This is a genomic window from Streptococcus sp. 1032, assembly GCF_013277015.1.
GTDB lineage: Bacteria > Bacillota > Bacilli > Lactobacillales > Streptococcaceae > Streptococcus.
Map to the genome: position 1 here is coordinate 37,622 of NZ_VMMD01000020.1, position 20,343 is coordinate 57,964.

General features: G+C 40.1%; 16 protein-coding genes, 1 pseudogene and 2 riboswitches. All 17 genes and pseudogenes read right to left on the bottom strand.

What is annotated here, in order from left to right; translation table 11 throughout:
* Positions 1-2 precede the first annotated feature (2 nt).
* Positions 3-653 (bottom strand): energy-coupling factor transporter transmembrane component T, encoded by a 651-nt coding sequence (locus tag HT711_RS07815; protein WP_164226382.1) that lies wholly within the window; start codon positions 651-653, stop codon positions 3-5.
* Position 654: 1 nt separating this feature from the next.
* Complete coding sequence (locus HT711_RS07820; RefSeq protein ID WP_173233687.1) at positions 655-2,040, bottom strand: ABC transporter ATP-binding protein; 1,386 nt, start codon at positions 2,038-2,040, stop codon at positions 655-657.
* Positions 2,041-2,601 (bottom strand): ECF transporter S component, encoded by a 561-nt coding sequence (locus HT711_RS07825; protein ID WP_173233684.1) that lies wholly within the window; start codon positions 2,599-2,601, stop codon positions 2,041-2,043. It lies immediately after the preceding gene.
* A gap of 262 nt (positions 2,602-2,863) precedes the next feature.
* A riboswitch (TPP riboswitch) is annotated at positions 2,864-2,952 on the bottom strand.
* Positions 2,953-3,161: 209 nt separating this feature from the next.
* A complete protein-coding gene (gene thiE, locus HT711_RS07830; protein WP_173233682.1) occupies positions 3,162-3,791 on the bottom strand; it encodes a thiamine phosphate synthase in 630 nt (209 codons plus the stop codon).
* A gap of 1 nt (position 3,792) precedes the next feature.
* A pseudogene (gene thiM / locus HT711_RS07835) lies at positions 3,793-4,574 on the bottom strand (hydroxyethylthiazole kinase).
* Between the two features lie 129 nt (positions 4,575-4,703).
* Positions 4,704-5,372: a TenA family protein gene (locus tag HT711_RS07840; protein ID WP_173249966.1), complete on the bottom strand. Its 669-nt coding sequence runs from the start codon at positions 5,370-5,372 to the stop codon at positions 4,704-4,706.
* Between the two features lie 216 nt (positions 5,373-5,588).
* A riboswitch (TPP riboswitch) is annotated at positions 5,589-5,677 on the bottom strand.
* A gap of 148 nt (positions 5,678-5,825) precedes the next feature.
* Positions 5,826-6,962, bottom strand: coding sequence for an L-lactate oxidase (gene lctO / locus HT711_RS07845; protein WP_049531486.1), 1,137 nt, complete (start codon positions 6,960-6,962; stop codon positions 5,826-5,828).
* Between the two features lie 622 nt (positions 6,963-7,584).
* Complete coding sequence (gene lysS / locus HT711_RS07850; RefSeq protein ID WP_050207953.1) at positions 7,585-9,075, bottom strand: lysine--tRNA ligase; 1,491 nt, start codon at positions 9,073-9,075, stop codon at positions 7,585-7,587.
* A gap of 385 nt (positions 9,076-9,460) precedes the next feature.
* Complete coding sequence (gene pyrE / locus HT711_RS07855; RefSeq protein ID WP_023935748.1) at positions 9,461-10,093, bottom strand: orotate phosphoribosyltransferase; 633 nt, start codon at positions 10,091-10,093, stop codon at positions 9,461-9,463.
* A 33-nt stretch (positions 10,094-10,126) separates the two neighbouring features.
* Positions 10,127-10,828: an orotidine-5'-phosphate decarboxylase gene (gene pyrF / locus HT711_RS07860; protein WP_173249968.1), complete on the bottom strand. Its 702-nt coding sequence runs from the start codon at positions 10,826-10,828 to the stop codon at positions 10,127-10,129.
* 232 nt (positions 10,829-11,060) lie between these two features.
* Positions 11,061-12,314, bottom strand: a complete 1,254-nt coding sequence (locus tag HT711_RS07865) for a cell division protein FtsQ/DivIB (protein WP_173249969.1) — start codon at positions 12,312-12,314, stop codon at positions 11,061-11,063.
* 9 nt (positions 12,315-12,323) lie between these two features.
* A complete protein-coding gene (locus HT711_RS07870) occupies positions 12,324-13,382 on the bottom strand; it encodes a UDP-N-acetylglucosamine--N-acetylmuramyl-(pentapeptide) pyrophosphoryl-undecaprenol N-acetylglucosamine transferase (RefSeq protein ID WP_173249971.1) in 1,059 nt (352 codons plus the stop codon).
* A gap of 1 nt (position 13,383) precedes the next feature.
* Positions 13,384-14,736 carry a UDP-N-acetylmuramoyl-L-alanine--D-glutamate ligase gene (gene murD, locus HT711_RS07875; protein ID WP_173249973.1) on the bottom strand — a complete coding sequence of 451 codons (1,353 nt, stop codon included), beginning with the start codon at positions 14,734-14,736 and terminating at the stop codon, positions 13,384-13,386.
* Positions 14,737-14,945: 209 nt separating this feature from the next.
* Positions 14,946-15,587 carry an ABC transporter ATP-binding protein gene (locus tag HT711_RS07880; RefSeq protein ID WP_000571287.1) on the bottom strand — a complete coding sequence of 214 codons (642 nt, stop codon included), beginning with the start codon at positions 15,585-15,587 and terminating at the stop codon, positions 14,946-14,948.
* A 1-nt stretch (position 15,588) separates the two neighbouring features.
* Positions 15,589-17,610 (bottom strand): bacteriocin-associated integral membrane family protein, encoded by a 2,022-nt coding sequence (locus HT711_RS07885; RefSeq protein ID WP_173233676.1) that lies wholly within the window; start codon positions 17,608-17,610, stop codon positions 15,589-15,591.
* Positions 17,611-18,101: 491 nt separating this feature from the next.
* Complete coding sequence (locus tag HT711_RS07890) at positions 18,102-18,356, bottom strand: DUF3165 family protein (RefSeq protein WP_000262803.1); 255 nt, start codon at positions 18,354-18,356, stop codon at positions 18,102-18,104.
* Positions 18,357-18,375: 19 nt separating this feature from the next.
* Complete coding sequence (gene typA, locus HT711_RS07895) at positions 18,376-20,217, bottom strand: translational GTPase TypA (RefSeq protein ID WP_000164108.1); 1,842 nt, start codon at positions 20,215-20,217, stop codon at positions 18,376-18,378.
* Positions 20,218-20,343 lie beyond the last annotated feature (126 nt).

Consider the following 20,343-nt stretch of genomic DNA (forward strand, 5'->3'; position numbering starts at 1 on the left):
CTTTATAAAAATAGACTGGTTTGAAGCAATAAAAAGAACAGCAGGTAGATGAATAGTGTCCTTTGAGGAATATAAAAAGTCCGATAGCGATCCTCCACCTGTGCATGTTCGTCATATCCATGCGCCGACAGGGCTCTCAGGTAAAGATGGCGCCACCTAAAGACTGTCATCAGAACCTTGCTGTAAATCAAGGGCGACCAAAAATGCAGTTCTTGACCACGTAATAGGCAAGCTTCTTTTAGGGACTTGATTTCTTGCTGAATGAGGGGGAAGGAATTGAATACCACAATCAAGGCATAAGCCCAAGACCGTGATAGCCCCTTTTGAGCCAAGTATAAAAGAAGCTCTTTTAGGGAAATAGAGGAAACAAAGACAAGACCAATACAAACGGTAACAAAGGCCCTCGTTCCAAGTATGACTGCCTGCGAAGCATCTCCATGTAACTGAACTGCCCAGTAGTTGGCAAAGGATGGCAAAATGGCAAGCAGAATCATCCAAGCCAATACTTTAAATCTACGGTAATAGAGCATAAAGAGAATACAAAATGCAACTACCGAGAGATTAAGAGCAATCGAAGGAATGAAAGATGTTTCCAAGGATAAAATCAGCAAAAAGAGACTGATAATCGGTGTCTGGGTTGCTACTTTGACCATACTATCTCACCTCCCCTTGGGTATTGCTACTCTGAGATGTGAGTGGTTTGGTAATTGTCACTGCTTTCACATGACTGAGACCCTGACTAGTCATCTCAATCCAATAATCAACCACAGAGATCAAGGGATCCAAACGATGGCTAATGATCAGAAAACTTCTTCCTTGATTTCTCTCCTCCACAATCCACTGACAAAAATAATGACAAGCTCTATCATCCAAACCTGCAAAAGGTTCATCTAGTAAAATCACAGAAGCCTTGCTGGTCAAGATGGTCAAGAGCTGAAGAATCTTTTGCTGACCACCACTTAATTGATAGGGACTCTTATCAAGTTCCTTCTCCAGATCAAAATATCGTAAGGCTTGAAGAATACGCTGATTTCTTTCAGAATCAGGTCCATCTAATTGAAGTTCCTCTCGCAGACTGGATCGAATAAACTGCTTCTCAGCTTCCTGAACCACACCCGTCAGGTCATGATACAAACTCTTTTTCTTTTTCAGAACTGTCCCCTTCCAGGTAATGCGCCCCTTATACTTTTGAAATTGAAGAATGGAGCGAAAGAGGGTTGATTTCCCGACACCATTATCACCCAAGATACAGGAAATTCCTTGGTAGAATGTGAAATCTGCAATCGAAAAGAGGGGGCGATTATTCAGCTCACAAGTTGTTTTGTCCATATGGAATAGTTCTGGGCTAGAAGCAACCTCCTTTGAAGCAACCTGTGTCATTTCAGAGGTAGGGATTTGAAACACTTCCCTTAGTTGACCATCTCTTAGCTCCACCATATGGTCAATATAGGCTTCATAGTCCGTTAAATCATGGTCGCACAAAATAACTGTCTTCCCATCAGAGACCAACTCTTTTAGAATCTCCAATATCTCTATCCTACTCTTGCGGTCAATGGAAGCGAAAGGCTCATCCAAGAGATAGACCCTAGGATTCATAGCAAAGAGAACAGCCAAGGCAGCCTTTTGCTTTTCTCCACCTGATAAGTGATGGATGGGACGGTGCAAGATCTTCTCACAGCGACATTGTCGAACCACCTCTGCTATTTTTGAATCAATTTCCTGAAGGTGATAGCCGATATTCTCCAAGGTAAAAATCAGCTCCTCAAACAAGCTCTCCATGGTAAATTGATGATTAGGATTTTGAAAGAGAATACCAACCGTCTGGACACGTTCGATGATAGAAAGCTGACTGACCTCGCTCCCATTTATCAGTACTTGACCGCTATAGGGAAGAGAACTAACTTGGGCAATCATTTGAAAGAGACTCGATTTTCCAGAACCACTGCTCCCAACCAACAAGGTAAAAGCTTGCTCATGAAAAGTAAAATCAATCGGTTCCGAAAAAATTGGGGACTGAATCTCCCGTAATTCCAGACCCATCTATGCTTTTCCTCCAGCTGCAAACTGATGATAAAGTTTGACAATGGCACGAACCAAGATGGTACAGAAAAAAAAGACGGAAATAAAACGTACCACTAGCAAGGAAAGTACAAAAGGCACTGAAAAGGCGTAGTAACCTAACTTAATGTATTCATAGACAAAGCTAACAAGCGTAATCCCAATACTATTGGCAGTTAGAGAGAGCCAACTTTCATAGCGATTCTTGGTTACGATAAAACCAAGTTCACTTCCCAAACCTTGAACCAAGCCAGACAAAAGGGCACCTAGCCCGAATTGGCTACCATAAAGGACTTCAGCAAGCGCAGCTAGCACTTCTCCAATCGTTGCACTTCCGACTCTCGGAACAAAGATGGCAGCAATGGGCGCAGCCATACACCAGAGTCCAAAAAGGATTTCATTGGCAAAAGCCTGTAAACCAAGAGGTGTTAAGAGTAGGCTGAGAATATTATACACATATCCTGAACCAACGAAAACCCCACCAAAAAAGATAGACAAGAAAGCAAGCAAAATAACATCTTTTAACTGCCATTTTTTCAACATAAAAAACTCCTTTTTAAAGAAAAGTGGGGTGCTCAAGGTGAGCTGCCAAAAGGCTTATACTCTTCGAAAATCAAATTCAAACCACGTCAACGTCGCCTTGCCGTACTCAAGTACAGCCTGCGGCCAGTTTCCTAGTTTGCTCTTTGATTTTCATTGAGTATTAACGTCCAGACTATCCTCTTTTAATAAACAAAAAAACTCCAATTACAAACGAGAATTAGAGTTCAGCTTACAAGATTAGACCGTTCTTTTCGACATACGAAAAAAACTTTTCACATTTCCCTTCGCCAGTATTAACTGTATCAGGTTCAATGGGTATCATCTCAGCCTAAAGCACCCCAAATGTCTTTATTATTTAATTATATAACTATTATAACAAATGATTTATTACAATTCAAGAAATTGAACTGGAAATACATCCTTGCACTCACAAAGATAGCAGATCTTTCTTTTGTAAAAAACAAATGACTTGTTTGATGGATTAGCCATTTGAGCTGAATTTGGACATAGCTTTTTAGAAAAGGGAAACTTCCACTTACTTAGAATCCAAGGATAGATACCTATTGTTCACTCATTTCTCGAACAGTTTTTTCTATATTTTTTGCATACGATATTGCTGAAATGATTGAAACACCGTCAACATTGGTCTTCATAATGTCTTTAATATGTTGCGTCTGTATCCCACCAATTGCAACTAAGGGCATTTGTGGCAATAGTTTTCTCATCAATTTAAGACCTTCATAACCTATAGCGCCACCAGCATCATCTTTTGACTGGGTATCAAATACAGGACCAACACCAACATAATCTACATATTCAACTTTTGACTGTTGAAATTCTTTCTCGTTCTTTATAGAAAGACCAATTATTTTATCTGGCATCAATTTTCTAATTTCATCAACACCAATATCATCTTGACCTACATGTACGCCATCAGCGTCAATTTTCATTGCCAAATCGATATCATCATTAACGATAAATGGAACATTATATTTTTTACAAAGATCCTGTAGTTTAATTGCTAATTCGACTTTTTCTTTACCTTCCAGGGCTCCCTCCCCTTTTTCACGAAATTGAAATAAGGTTATACCACCTTTTAAGGCTTCCTCAACAACTCTATATAGATCTTTACCTTGGCAAGTAGTCGTTCCACAAATAAAATATAGTTTTAATAATTCTTTATGAAACATTTTACTTCACTCTTTTGAATTCCTTTACATCTTCATCTGTAATCTCATATAAGGCATTTATAAATTCAACTTTAAATGTCCCAGGAAGATGCCCATTGGGCGTTTTTCTGCCATTTCTCCAGCGATATTGTAAACCAACATTGCTGTTTCTAATGATTTCAATTCTTGACCTTTTTCAAGTCCGATAAAGCTTGCTATTACAGCACCTAATAAGCATCCTGTCCCAATAACTTTTGGCATCATGGCACTACCATTATGAATCGTTACCACTTCTCCATTAACAGCAATCGCATCAACTTCTCCAGTCACTACTATTGGAATATGAAACTTAGCGTTGGCTGCTAGAGCAATCTCATCAATATTATCCACACCAGCACTATCTACTCCTTTAGATGCCACATTTATACCTACTAAAGAAGCAATCTCTCCAGCATTCCCCCTAATCGCAGCTAGTTTGTAATTGTTGATTAAATCATCTGCTACTTTTTTTCTATATTCTCCTGCTCCACAGGCTACAGGATCTAAAACTGCTGGGACATTATATTTCTCGGCAATTTTCAGAGCAGCTTGGTATAATTTCCAATTATCATCCGTTAAAGTCCCAATGTTAATCAATAATCCTCCAGCATATTTTAATAGATCTTCTAAGTCTGCTGGGTACTCGCTCATAGCTGGTGAGGCACCCAGTGCTACTAATCCATTTGCTGTGAAATTTTTTACTACATCATTGGTTATGCAAATGACCAAAGGTGCTTTTTCTTTTAATAATTTTAAACTTGTCATATTGAAATCCTTCCTTTTCACTTTATACGATATACTGATTTCGATTTATCTCTATCTTTTGTTAAGAAATTTTTTTCATTTACATTGAATGATTTACCTCATCAAATTTGTAAATATCCTAAACTTTCTCTAGGCGTCATAACCAATATCAAAAAAGGCTAATTCTAAAGCAACTGCTTGATTCCAGCGTTGCTGAAGTTCTGTCAAATCTTCTCGACCTTTCCCGACACGATTGAGTTCGTCAATAAGAAATTGAACCCACTCTGCAAAGAAAGGACCTCTGTGGAGATTGATCCATTCCGAATGAATATAGGCTTCAGGTAGAGCCAAATCTTTAGAACCCCAGTCTAAATAGAGACCTTCCGCAATGACCAACATGATCAAAAGATGGGCATAGTCTGATGAAGACACAGCAGAATACATAAGCTGCTGAAAGTCTTTTGTTACAGGGTGCAAGGTCACTTCCAGATAATCATTCTCAGATACTTTTAACTCTTTGAAAGCCTTTTGGAAATAACCGTCTTCATCTGCTTCAAGAAAGCCTAGTTGCTTGGCAAAACGAAGCTTGGATTCAAGCTGGTCTGCGTAGGCTACACAGGAACCCAGCATAGATAAGAAGGCATCAAAGAAGTGATAATCTTGAATCAGGTAGTCTTTTAAGACCTTATTCTCAATTGTCCCCGCAAAAAGTTCCTTGACAAAACGATGATTGATTGCAGCCTGCCAATCCTTCTGACTATTTTTTAATAATTCTCCAACAGTCAAACCTGGCTCAAATGCATAAACCTGTGTTTCCATATTTATTTTTTCCTCTCTTTACTCCTTAGTAATCAATAAAACACCAAGAGATACCAAGTAAAATCCTAATTCCACTTGATCCTTTTAAAGAACATTGAGGGCATTTGCAGAGAGCTACCTAAACAAACCTATCCAGTTTATATAAACAAAAAAACTCCAATTACAATCAAGAATTAGAGTTGACTTACAAGATTAGATCGTTCATTTCGCCATACGAAAAAACGTTTCACATTTCCCTTCGCCAGTCTTAACTGTATCAGGTTCAATGGGTATCATCTCAGCTTAAAGCACCCCAAATGTCTCTATTATTTAATTACTGCACCAGTATAGCAAAAAATGAAAGCTCTAGCAAGATATTTGACCGAAAAATATCTTTATATAGTTTTTGATAGCGATTTATTCTTCCAATACACGAAGAAAAACCTCCACATTCAGTGGAGGCAATCTCTTTTATCAATACAATTTTAAGTCACGAGGGTCAACTGGGAAAGTTGGGTTGTATGGGTTGTGACGGAGTTTGAAGTGTTTAACATCTTCAATGGTCTGAGTTCCAGACAACTGCATAACTGTCTTCAATTCCGCATTCAAGTGTTCAAAGACTTGACGCACACCAACACTACCGCCTAGAGCCAAGCCATAGATAACCGGGCGACCAATAGCTACCAAGTCTGCTCCTGAAGCCAAGGCTTTAAAGACATGTTGACCACGACGAACACCAGAGTCAAAGACAATTGGCACACGTTTATCAACTGCTTCTGCTACTTCTTGAAGTGAGTCAAAGGCAGCTGGTCCACCGTCGATTTGGCGTCCACCGTGGTTGGTTACCCAGATACCAGATGCTCCCGCAGCAAGCGAACGTTCAACGTCCTCACGGCATTGTGGTCCCTTGACATACACAGGAAGTCCTGAGTATTCAGCGATAAATTCTACATCGCGTGGAGACAAGCGTTGTTTAGCTGATTTGTAAACAAAGTCCATTGATTTACCAGCACCTTCTGGCAGGTATTCTTCAACAATCGGCATGCCAACTGGGAAGACAAAGCCATTACGCTTATCCACCTCACGATTGCCCCCTACAGTAGCATCTGCTGTCAAGACAATCGCTTTATAACCTTCAGCCTTCACACGATCCATGATGTGGCGGTTAATGCCATCATCTTTACTAAAGTAAAATTGGAACCAATGAGGTGTCCCTTGAAGGGCTTCAGAAATCTCTGGAAGGTCAACAGTAGAGTAAGAACTGGTTGTATAAAGAGAACCGAACTCATGCACACCACGCGCAGTCGCCACTTCACCCTGTTCATTCGCTAATTTATGAGCCGCAACAGGCGCCATAATGATTGGTGAAGACAATTTTTCGCCTGCAAACTCAATCTCTGTACTTGGATTTTCTACATTGCAAAGTGTATGAGGAACGATGAGTTTGTGGTTAAAGGCGCGGATATTCTCTCTTAAAGTGAAAGTATCTTCCGCCCCACTAGCGATATAACCAAAGGCTGCTTTAGGGATCACTTGTTGCGCCATTGGCTCCAAATCATAGGTATTGATGAAATCTACATGACCTTCTGCATTGCTTGTTTTGTATGACATAAACTGTCCTCCTTGATTAAGTAAGCGTTTGCTTTTTACTATACAACTATAATAACTCTTTTTTCAATCATTTTCAAGAGTTTTGCTTAAAAACCATCTTATTTTTTCATACAATATACTATCCCTACTTTCCTTAAACTCTAAACTTTAGTCTACATTAAGTGAATCGTTGAGATCTTTTGCTACCAGGCATTTGAACTACTTTTTTATTTGCTGATTCTATCTACTAATGCTATAAAAAACAAGTGAATAAGACACCAGAACATCCTCTAATAGGGCCTAGGGACTTATATCAATCCCATATATACTGTTTAAGCAAGATACTATCCTAGTTGACGCTAACTTCCTATCCCACTTATTAATTTTTATTTATAGTGAATCTGAACAAATCAATTGGAGAATCCAAGTCAATTTCTAGTACTTTTTGAAAAGTTTCAGCATACTATCGTAAAATGAAATAAAACATGCGCAAATTGATTAGGGAATTTAAACCAATTTCTAACAATGTCTTAGAAGTCAAAGTGTACTATTTCAACTTCAATACACTATACTTCATTTTCTCCTTAAATTCAGTCTCTTTTTTCATCAAAAAATCCCCTGGCAAGTACCAGAGGATAAGAGCTTATTTCATTGTTGGGAAGAGCAATACATCACGGATAGTAGTTGTATCCGTGAGGAGCATGCAGAGACGGTCGATACCGATTCCCAAACCACCTGTTGGTGGCATACCATATTCAAGGGCTTCGATGTAGTCGTAGTCGATACCTGTCGCTTCATCGTCACCAAGTTCTTTAGCTTTAGCTTGGGCTTCAAAACGGCTAAGCTGATCGATTGGGTCGTTGAGCTCAGTAAAGGCATTACCGTACTCCTTAGTCATGATGAAGAGCTCGAAACGGTCAGTAAAGCGTTGGTCTTCAGGATTTTTCTTAGCCAGTGGAGATACAGCTACTGGATGTCCATAGACAAAGGTTGGTTGGATTAAAGTTTCTTCAACAAACTCTTCAAAAAAGGCATTGATGATGTGACCAACCTCAGTATAGTGTTTCTCAACAGGAACTTTTTTCTCAGCAGCGATAGCTTTAGCTTCTTCCAAAGTCATGTCTTGCCAGAAATCGACACCAGTAATTTCTTTGATAGCATCCACCATGTGAACACGTTTAAATGGTTCGTTGATTTTTATTTCAGTTCCTTGGTAGTTGACTGGACCGTCGCCCTTAACTGATTTAGCAGCATGTTGGATAATGCCTTCCGTCAAATCCATGATATCTTGGAAGTCAGCATAAGCTTGGTAGACTTCGATAGAAGTAAACTCAGGGTTGTGAGTAGCATCCATTCCTTCGTTACGGAAGATACGGCCAATTTCATAGACGCGTTCCATACCACCCACGATAAGGCGTTTCAAGTGAAGCTCAGTCGCGATACGAAGCACCATGTCAATGTTTTGGGCATTGTGGTGGGTGATAAATGGACGGGCAGAGGCACCACCAGCTTCGTTGTGAAGAACAGGTGTTTCCACTTCAAGGAAACCTTTTTGGTCAAGGTAACGACGGATTTCAGAGATGATTTTTGAACGAGTGACAAAGCGTTCAAAGCTTTCACGGTTAGAAATCAAGTCAAGGTAACGTTTACGGTAAATTGTTTCAACGTCTGTCAAACCATGGAATTTCTCTGGTAGAGGACGAAGAGCCTTAGACAAGTGTGTGATGTGAGTAGCCTTGATAGAGAGTTCTCCCATATCTGTACGCATCACTTCGCCTTCGACACCAAGGAAGTCACCAAGGTCTGCTTTTTTGAAGATTTCGTAGTTTTCTTCACCGACAGCATCCTTACGAACGTAGATCTGGATTTGGCCTTCGCGGTCTTGAAGGTGGGCAAAACCTACTTTACCTTTACCACGTTTGGTTACCAAGCGTCCTGCGATAGTAGCTGTTTCGTTTTTATCATGTAATTGTTCTTTATCAAGGTCAGCAAATTTATCTTTTAATTCTTGTGAATTTGCAGTGCGTTCAAAGCGTTTTCCAAAGGGATCGATTCCTTGTTCACGGAGCGCAGCCATTTTTTCACGGCGAACGATCTGCTGGTCATTTAGTTCTTCCATATGTTCTGTTGACATGGGATCCTCCTAGATTTACTCAAAATTGAATACGATGAGTCATTTTTTGCGATACTCCCATTTTATCATAAATAAGCAAGAAATTCACGGATAATCTTTCAAAACTAAAAAGAACTTGACGCTAAGATTACTGAGCCAAATCACTGAAAAGACTGGGATAAGCAAGAAATTCCAAAATATCAGAAAAGGGATCTGACAATATTTATGGATTATACTTTAACCCTTGTAACTTTCATGACGTGTGCTACTTTTTATATAAGAGCAAGCCAAGCAAATCTAAAACTGAAACAATTGACGTAAAAAACATTAACAACTTGAATCTTGTCATTCATACACCTGATATGACAGAATAGTATAATTTTTAACCTTTTAGTCTTTTGATTTTTTACACCTCTTGCCAATTCTCTTGGTCTTCCTTAAAGCGTTTTAGAAGGTCGAGTCCTTCTGGCGTGATATAGCCTTCTTCTTGGGCTAGGTGGATGAGTTCACTGTAGTTAGAAAGCGTCACCAATTTCACACCAGCATCTGCAAAGTTCTTATCTGCTTTTGGCAATTGGTAACTAAAAATCGCTACAACTCCAAGTACATCTGCTCCTTCGCGTTTAGCTGCTACTACGGCTTCAAGAACAGAACCACCCGTTGAAATAAGGTCTTCAACCACTACCATTTTTTGACCTTGAGCTACGCGACCTTCGATTTGGTTACCAGCTCCGTGGTCTTTTGGTTTGCTACGGATGTAGGCAAATGGCAGGTTCATCTTGTCAGCAATGATGGCTCCGTGAGGAATCCCTGCTGTTGCAGTTCCTGCAATGACTTCTACCTCAGGAAAGGCTTCTTTGATAGCTTCCACAAAGCCATTTTCAATTAGGGTACGAGTTTCTGGATAGGATAGTGTCACACGATTATCAGTGTAAATCGGTGACTTGATACCAGATGCCCAAGTGAAGGGTTCCTCTGGTTTGAGGTAAACGGCTTGGATTTTCAAGAGGTGGCTAGCGATATCTTTGGCAAGTGTCATGGTCTTCTCCTTTTATTTTTCTAAGCTAGTTCTTTAATTCCAGTCCTGTGTCCATTCATCCTTGATGGCATGATAAGCTGCAACAGGATCCTCAGCTTGGGTAATGGGACGTCCCACTACGATATAGTCACTGCCGATTTGATAGGCATCAGCAGGTGTCATGACTCGTTTTTGATCTCCAACTGCAACACCAGCTGGACGAATCCCTGGTGTCAGACAGATAAAATCTGGATTGGTAGCCTGCTTGATGACTTGTACTTCCTGAGCCGAGCAAACAACACCATCCAAGCCAGCTTCAGCTGTCTTCTTGGCATAGTGAATCACAGACTCTTGCAGACTGGTTTGGATATTTTGGAACTCCTGCATCTGGGCTTCTGACGTTGATGTGAGTTGCGTGACTGCGATCAATTTGGCTTGACTTCCAAGACCTTCACGCGCAGCCTTCATCATCTCTACACCCCCAGCAGCATGAACATTAGTCATATCCACACCAAGCTGAGATAAGACCTTCATGGCTGACTTGACTGTATTGGGAATGTCATGCAGCTTGAGATCCAAAAAGACACTGTGCCCCAGGCCTTTCAAGTAAGACACAATCTCAGGCCCCGTTGCGTAATAAAGCTCCATCCCTACCTTTAGATAAAGGCTTTCTTCTGCTGGGAAAAGAGCTAAAAATTCCTTGACCGCCTTAAAACTAGGAAAATCAAGAGCAATGACTGGACGATGTTCTCGCATAGGTTTCTCCTTTTACCTTTGCTAGTAAGAGAGTCTGGCCACAAGAAGCCACGAAAAAAGGAACCTGCCAACAGCAAGGTTCCACGAAAAATGGGTAGTCTCCACCCTTTCACCGTCTAACCTTAGCTGCCTCTCTGGACTGCTTTAAAGGTTTTTTACTATTCTATTATTTCTACTAACACTTGTCAAGTAAAAACTTGGTCACTAAAGAGCTATAGGAGAAAAGCTAAACCTATCGACGCGATGAACGCCGGGTCGTTTGGTTTTGATTGCCCTCTTCCTCCAGCTTTTTCCTTTCCTCTTCTAGTTTATTTTGCTGTTCTTCCAGTTTTTTCTTCTCTTCCTCTTTTTGTTTCTTCTCAGCTTCCTTAGCCTCTTGTTTGGCTTTTTCCTCAGCCTCCATAATTAATTTATCCGCCACAGTGTAACTGTAAATTCCAGCTTCCATGTCAATCACACTCGGTTCTGACAATTGTGGCTTAATCTTACTGTAATATGGCAGTTTCTTACTCATTTCAGATAGAGGAACCAAGACCTCGTCCGAATCATTCATAGTCAATCGAATTAAATCTGATGTGACCTTGCTTGGGGCTAGTTCCACCTTTTGGATAGCAGATTTGAGTTCGGGGCTAATTTGAGAAAGTTCTGAGGTAAAGGTCTTGATTTGTTCGCTGTCATTAAAGAAAACTGATATATAAGTTTCTGGCAGACTCACCAAGCTCACCGAACTGGTCTCAAGCTGACCACTTGAAAGGATTGGATAATGACTTTCTCCAGAAACATAGTAGGCCACAATATCATATTCCTTAACCTTGATTGTAAACTTGGTTGGAAATTGATAGACAAGCTGAGCTGATTCAACCCAATAGTTAGACTTGATCTGCTCTTCATATTTTGCCTTGTCTAGCAGAAGGTTAATCGTATAATCCGAATCCTGAATGCCTGAAGCCTGTCGAATATCATCATCTGTAGTTTGCACTGTTCCCTCAACACGAATATCCTTCATGGTCGCATAAGGGCTGAGCAAGTATGCAGAGACAACCAATAAAAGCAGACTGAGAAACAAAATCGAGATAGCCCGCCAGATATGAACTCCTGGGATTTTCGGTTTGACCGGTTTTTCCTTTACAGGCTTTTTCTCTATTTTTTTATCCTGTTTATTCTGTTTCTTTGGCTCTTTGGATTTTGGTTCTTCTTTGGGTACTTCTTTTTTGACGTCTTCTGACTCTTCTACTTTTTCTTTAGCATCTTCCTTAGCTGATTTTGAGTCTTTTGGATCAGATTCACTCTCTTGCTCCTCGGTTGCATCTGACTTTTCAGATTTTGAAGCCATTCGAGCTTGTCTTTCCTTTTCCTTCTCCTCAGCTAGGGCCGCCTCTTCCTCAGCCTTCTTTTTTAGGTATTCTTGGTTTCGTTTCTGCCATTCTGATAACTCTTTAAATTCTTCGAGGATTTCTTTGCCCTCATTTTTCTTATCTTTTGACATTTACTTTCCTTATGATAAATCTTTTTTCAACAATTGATAAAAATCTGCTAGAGATTTCAATTCCTTAGATGCCTTCATGTTAGTCTGGTAGTATTCCTTGTGACTTAGTAAGTGAGAAAGCTTCTCTTCTAAACTGTCCAAGGTCAAATCGCTTTCTTGAAGCTCTTCTGCATAGCCTTTTTTGACAAAGTAGGCTGCATTTTCAATCTGGTCTCCACGACTAGCTTCACGACCAAGTGGCACAATAACATGTAATTTTGCCATGGCCAAGAGCTCAAAAATCGTATTGGCACCACCACGTGTCACAACAATATCAGCCAATTCCATCAAGGGTTGATAGAGACTGGTCACATAGTCAACACGAAAGAGATTTTGGCTCAACTCATTCAGGCTAGAATCTCCAGTTAGATTGATAATATTGTAGCGCTCTGTCAGCTCTTTCTTATGGTCTGTCACCAATTGGTTAAAGACACGAGCACCTGCAGAACCACCGACAAACAATACAGTTGGCAATTTGGAATTAAAGTGGGTTTGGATATCCACCAATTCATCTGGTTCTGGAGTATTTTGGTCAGAAACCTTGGTCACTGCTCCCACATGCTCGACCTTAGACAAACTTGAAGCTTGTTCAAAGGTTGAATACATCTTCGTCGCAAATTTATAAGCGATTTTATTGGCCAAGCCCATAGACAGGTCAGATTCGTGAATAAAGACAGGTACTCCTGACACACGCGCAGCAATAACTGGCGGTACTGAGACAAAGCCTCCCTTTGAAAAAAGAGCCTGTGGACGAAGTCGCAACATGATAAAGAGAGATTGGACAATTCCCCAGCCAACTTTAAAGACGTCCAGCATATTTTGCCAAGAGAAATAACGACGTAATTTGCCAGTCGCAATGGAATGGAAGGTTACATCTAGACCTGATTTAAGGATTTCTTGGTGTTCGATGCCACGTTTATCTCCGATATAGTGGACTTCCCAGCCATCTTCGATGAACTTGGGCATCAACAAAAGGTTGAGGGTAACGTGTCCAACCGTCCCCCCACCTGTAAAGACAATTTTTTTCATATTATTCCTTTAACTCCGCTACTGTGTCGATAAAGAGGTCGCCACGTACTTCAAAGTTAGCATACATATCCCAGCTGGCATTGGCAGGACTGAGAAGGACTACATCTCCTTGAGTCGCAAGTTCATAGGCTTTGCGGGTCGCATCTGCAATATCAGTCGCATCCACATATGCCACACCAGCCTTGTCTGCTGCCCGTTTAACACGTTCTGCAGACTGACCCAGGATGACCATCTTCTTGAGTCCAGTAATATCTGGAACCAATTCGTCAAACTCATTACCACGGTCCAAACCACCTGCAATCAAGATGACCTTGCTGTTGTCAAATCCTGACAAGGCTTTTTGGGTAGCCAAGATATTGGTTGATTTACTATCATTATAGAATTTGACACCCTTGATTTCATCCACAAATTGGAGACGGTGTTTGACACCTCCAAAGGCTGAAAGAGTTTCTTTGATGGTTTGGTTATCCACACCACGAAGCTTGGCTACAGCAATAGTCGCAAGGGCATTTTCCACATTGTGGCTACCTGGAACTCCGATTTCACTCGCTGTCATGACAACTTCCCCACGGAAGTAGAGTTGAGCATCTTCCAGATAAGCTCCATCAACCTTTTCAAGTGTTGAGAATGGTACAACTGTAGCTTGTGTTTTAGTAGCTAATTCTTTTGCCAAGTCTTGGTTAAAGTTCAAGACAAGGAAATCAGCCGCTGTCATCTTGTTCTGGATATTCCACTTGGCTGCCACATATTCCTCAAAAGAACCGTGGTAGTCGATATGAGTTGGCATGAGGTTGGTAATAACCGCAATCTCAGGATGGAATTCTTGAACGCCCATGAGTTGGAAAGAAGAAAGTTCCATGACAAGCGTGTCCTTGTCTGACGCAGTTTGGGCCACTTGACTAGCTGGATAGCCGATATTTCCTGATAAAAGGCCATGTTGACCAGCAGCAGTCAAAACTTCCCCAATCATGGTCGTTGTAGTTGTTTTTCCATTTGATCCTGTGATACCAACAATCGGTGCTTCTGAAATCAAGTAAGCTAATTCCACCTCAGTCAAGACTGGAATTCCCTTGGTCAAAGCTTTTTCAATCATGGGATTGCTGTAGGGAATGCCTGGATTTTTTACCATGAGGGCGAACTCTTCATCCAAGAGTTCCAAAGGATGGCCACCTGTAATGACCTTGATTCCTTCTTCCAGCAAACTTTGCGCAGCTGGATTGTCCTCGAAAGGTTTCCCATCATTTACTGTTACAATTGCACCTAGCTTGTCCAACAAACGAGCTGCAGATTCACCTGACTTGGCCAAACCTAAAACAAGGACTTTCTTATTTTTAAATTGATCTATTACTTTCATGTCTCAAACTCCATTTCTACTCTTACTATTTTACCATTTTTATGGAAATAAAAAAGCCACAAAGTGTGTTTGTGACTCTTTCTTCTAACTGATACTCTTCGAAAATCAAATTCAAACCACGTCAGCTTCGCCTTGCCGTACTCAAGTACAGCCTGCGGCTAGCTTCCTAGTTTGCTTTTTGATTTTCATTGAGTATGAATCTTACCATATCATCTATGTGATAAATCGGTAACTCGAATGACTTGGTCCACTTGCTCCCAAATCAGAGGATTGTGGGTCGCAATAATAATGGTTCGATTCGGATTTTTTAAAGATTCTAGGATAGAAAGTAATTCCTCAGAGTTTTTGGGGTCTAGTGAAGCGGTTGGTTCATCTGCGAGAATCAAAGGTGGATCCTTTAAAATTATCTTCGCTAGTGCAACACGTTGTGCTTCTCCTCCTGATAATTCAAAGATAGGTTGCTTTAAATCTAAATAAGAGAGGTTAACACGGTTTAGAGCTTGTTTCATCAAAGACATTTTCTCTTTTTCTTTCAACTTTTTACCAACTAAACCCAGATTGAGATTCTCTTTGACGGTTTGGCTTTCAATTAAGCCAAAATCTTGAAATAAGTATCCCAAGTAATCTCTAAAGAAAACAGAAGGCTTGATGTCCTTAAGAGAAGTACCATCATAGATGATTTGCCCTTTGTCATATGGCTCTAATCGTCCAATCATATTCAAGAGTGTTGTCTTACCACAGCCACTTGTACCAATTAAGGCATAAATTTTCCCACCTTCAAAATGAAGATTCGTATCTGAAAATAGCTGACGGCTTCCAAATTTTTTAGATATATTCTTTAGTTCAATCATCCTATTTTCCTTTCATAATTGTCATAGAAACACGAGATTCTTTATGAGCTTGACGGTAAAGCGTCAAAACTGCACTAGCTAGAAAGACTAATAAAGTGAGCAAGCCAATCACCAAGTCTCGACTGCTTAAAATAAAGAAACTAGCACCAAATACAAAACTGGCAAATTGGCTAACCATATACTGAGCATGTGTTTCAAAAAATCGTAAACCTGAAATTCGTTTAATCAAGATATCTCGACGGAATTGCTCGAAATATAGAAGATTGACAGAATAAAAGAGTAACAAGGAACTAGCTATCCCCACAATAGCTCCTAAGATTAAAGTTGCTGTTTCAGTTTGAACTTCATTATAACGAGTTAGATAAACACTTCTTCCTTCTTTAAGATAGGATACTTGCTCATAAATTCCAGCTTTCTTCAAGAGTTCTAGCCCACTCTCATATCCTTTGATAAAGAGTTGTTTTCCAGCATTGATAGACCAAACAGATTTTGAAATGAAACTATCACCTGTAGATGTTGGAGTAAATACAACTAAAATCGGGTCGGTTAAGTACTGGATGGATACTGGACTTTCACCGTTATTATAAATAAATCGCTTTTCTCCAGTTGGAAGATAGCTAACAATCGCTCTCATTTCATACTCTAAAGGAGCACTTGCCTCCTCACTTGATTGCCCGTAATAGTTCAAACTTTCTTCAAAAGCTTTCTTAAGTTCTGCTTCCTGTGAACGAAGAGATTCTGGTAGTAAGAGTCCAAATTCTCCTTTTTGAAGATGGACTAACTTCTGTTTGGTCTCAGCATCTACCACGACCTTTTCCTTGTCCAAATAACTTGGGCTGACATAGAGAACATTAGCATCTGGACTATAGGTATCCAGTGTCTCTCCCTGTTCATTTTTTCCTTGAGGATTTGCAAAATGAATGAGATTATCTTTTACAAATAGAGCCTGTTCTTCTTCGATTGCTTCCTTGGCAAAGGCATACCACTTATTCTGATTTTCTGTATCTTTTACTCTATCACCTAAGCCAAAGAAAATCTGGTAATAGTCTGCTCTGTCCTGCCATGCTTGTTTTGAAATTTCAAGTTCTTTCAATCGTTGGTAAGACGTCAAACCTGTCTTAACAGCGTATCCCACTGTAAAGACAGCAACCAACTGACACAATAGGGTTAAAATCATCAGGCGTTTAAGGGGTAATCTCCCTTTAATAACAGGAACTAATGCTTTGTAACTCAAACTCATTAGATAAAGAAGCATTAGTAAAATTGAAATACCCAATAAAAACAACAGATAGAAACTAATCCCAAAACCATAGGTGGCTAACAAGATAGGATAAAACAAACCTTGACTAAAAAGAACGACTCCCCCACCTAGGAAGGAAAGGAGGGCTGATAGAAGGAGCCACTTAATATCAGTAGATAAAGAATGCCCCATAATGAATAAGAGAGTCTGACCAGAAAAGAGTTTTATACCTGCTGCTCTCATTTCCTTAATCCGAGTGATAATCACTAAAGCAAAGAAAGATAAGCTAAATATTGCTAAACTAATTAAAATAAGTGGATTTAGTAATATTCGAAAAGCAAGAGTATAGGGAGGTGTCTTTCGGTCAGCAATTGCTTTATAACCCAAATCTCCTAATTTATCGGCAAGCTTTTCTTTCGTCAAGGAGCCTGACAAAAGGAGATAACTATTTAGCGGATCACTACGTTCACGACTTTCTTGGCTAGCTTCTTGGAATTCTTTTGGTAAAGTTCCCTGACCATAAGTTGCATAAGTAAAGTGAGTCGTCCCATCCTTACTCGGCTCTACAATTCTTCTAGCTATTAAACTCTGTTCTGAGTTTGCAAAATTCTCCAATTCCTGTTCAAATACCTCACGCGTCGACTCCTGAGTATCCTTTTTGACACGAAGTAAGGTGACGGAATCATAGCTTGCATATAAATATTGTGGCGCACGTAAGACAATAATCCAAGCAAGGAAGAAGCTGAGAAAAAAAGTTGATAGTAATATGAATAATTTCTTCATAGTAGACTCCTTGTATAAGAGAATAACCCTATAGAAAAAGATTTTATCTTTTATAAATTCTTAGAATTATTTTCCTAGTTTAATCAATCACACCCTGAACAACAAGACAACAATACTCTTCAAAAATCTCTTCAAACCACGTCAACGTCGCCTTGGATTATATATGTGACTGACTTCNNTTGAGCAACCTGCGGCTAGTTTCCTAGTTTGCTCTTTGATTTTCATTGAGTATAAATTTAATCCTTTCTTATTTTGAAATCGGTTTCTTATACCGTAAATATATCACTTTCTATATAATCTGTCAATATATTTTGCTAAAATATCATTAGTAATAGAATTTTACAGTTCCCTTAAAAATAGATGTCATTAACGAATTTTATTCAAGTTTTTCCCATTCATATTATCCAAGCAAAAGAGGTGATGTTATAGTAAAAAAACAATTCAAACTATTGTAAAATCCCTACCAAAAAAAGAGAGCCGAAACTCTCTTTTTATCTTCTTTTACTTTTTTTGACTGGCATGAGTGTGATGTCTCTCACACTAAAGTAAGCTAGGATTAACATGGCTATTGCTAGGAATATTTCTGTTGGTAATTGAAAAATTTTCAGAAAAGATAGAGCCAACAAAACCAAAAGTGCCACTAAAATACATACCATAGCGACGATATTGACTGTCCCTTTAATGCTTTCTGGTGTCGCAAATACATAGAGTAGGAGCAGTAAAATCCCTAGGACTAAATAGACCATCTTTCTCTCTTTCTAGCTCTTATTCAGCTGATTTTTTCTTCTTGTTAGCTTTCTCACGCTCTGCTTTGTTAAGGATTTGTTTACGCAAACGGATAGACTCAGGCGTTACTTCCATGTACTCGTCGTCGTTCAAGAACTCAAGAGATTCTTCAAGGGTCAAGATACGAGGTGTCTTGATAACAGCTGTTTGGTCCTTAGTAGCTGAACGAACGTTGGTCATTTGTTTCGCCTTAGTGATGTTAACTGTCAAGTCGTTCTCACGAGAGTTTTCACCGATGATCATTCCTTCATAAACCTCAGTACCTGGGTTGACAAAGATCGTACCACGTTCTTCGATAGACATGATTGAGTAAGTTGTAGCCTTACCAGCATCGATAGAAACAAGGGCACCACGGTGACGACCACCAATTTCCCCTGGAATCAATGGCAAGTATTGGTCGAAGGTATGGTTCATGATACCGTAACCACGAGTCATTGACAAGAACTCAGTTGAGTAACCGATCAACCCACGCGCTGGAACAAGGAAGACCAACCGAGTTTGACCGTTACCAGTTGAAATCATATCCAACATTTCACCCTTACGTTCAGAAAGGCTTTGGATAACAGATCCTTGGTATTCTTCTGGAGTGTCGATTTGAACACGTTCAAATGGTTCGCATTTGACACCGTCGATTTCTTTTACGATAACTTCTGGACGAGATACTTGAAGTTCATATCCCTCACGACGCATTGTTTCGATAAGGATTGACAAGTGCAATTCTCCACGTCCTGAAACAGTCCATTTATCTGGTGAATCAGTTGGGTCAACACGAAGGGAAACGTCTGTTTGCAATTCTGCCTGCAAGCGTTCTTCCACCTTACGAGAAGTTACCCATTTACCTTCTTTACCAGCAAATGGTGAGTTGTTGACCAAGAAAGTCATTTGAAGAGTTGGCTCATCGATGTGTAGGATTGGAAGAGCTTCGATTGCGTCTGTCGGAGTAATGGTTTCGCCGACAAAGATGTCTTCCATACCTGAAACGGCAATCAAGTCACCCGCTTTAGCTTCTTGAATTTCACGACGTTCCAAACCAAAGAAACCGAAGAGTTTTGTAACACGGAAGTTTTTAGTTGTACCGTCAAGTTTAGAAAGGGTAACTTGGTCCCCAACCTTAACAGTACCACGGAAGACACGACCGATACCGATACGTCCAACGAAGTCATTGTAGTCCAAAAGTGATACTTGGAACTGCAAAGGCTCATCTGAGTTGTCTACTGGAGCTGGAATATGGTCGATAATCGTGTCAAAGATTGGTGCCATAGTAGCTTCTTGGTCAGCTGGATCATCTGACAATGAAGAAGTTCCGTTGATCGCTGAAGCATAAACCACTGGGAAATCAAGCTGGTCGTCATCTGCACCAAGCTCGATGAAAAGTTCCAAGACTTCGTCCACTACTTCAGCTGGACGAGCTGATGGTTTATCGATTTTGTTAACAACCACGATTGGGACAAGATCTTGTTCCAAGGCTTTTTTCAATACAAAACGAGTCTGTGGCATTGTTCCTTCGTAGGCATCTACGACCAAGACAACACCGTCAACCATTTTCATGATACGCTCAACTTCTCCACCGAAGTCCGCGTGTCCTGGTGTGTCCATGATGTTAATACGAGTTCCGTTGTAGGCAACGGCTGTATTTTTAGCAAGGATGGTAATTCCACGCTCTTTCTCGATATCGTTTGAGTCCATAGCACGCTCAGCCAATTCAGTACGTGCATCAAGCGTTTCTGATTGTTTCAACAATTCGTCAACGAGGGTTGTTTTACCGTGGTCAACGTGGGCGATAATCGCAATGTTACGGATATCTTCTCTTAATTTTGTCATGATTTCCTCTATAGTATTCAAAATTTATTTTCTAACTGAACGATTATACCATATTTTCAAGTAAATAACATAACTCAAGCAAGTGTAAATGTTTTCACTCTGCTTTTCTTTTCACGTCAAGTCTTT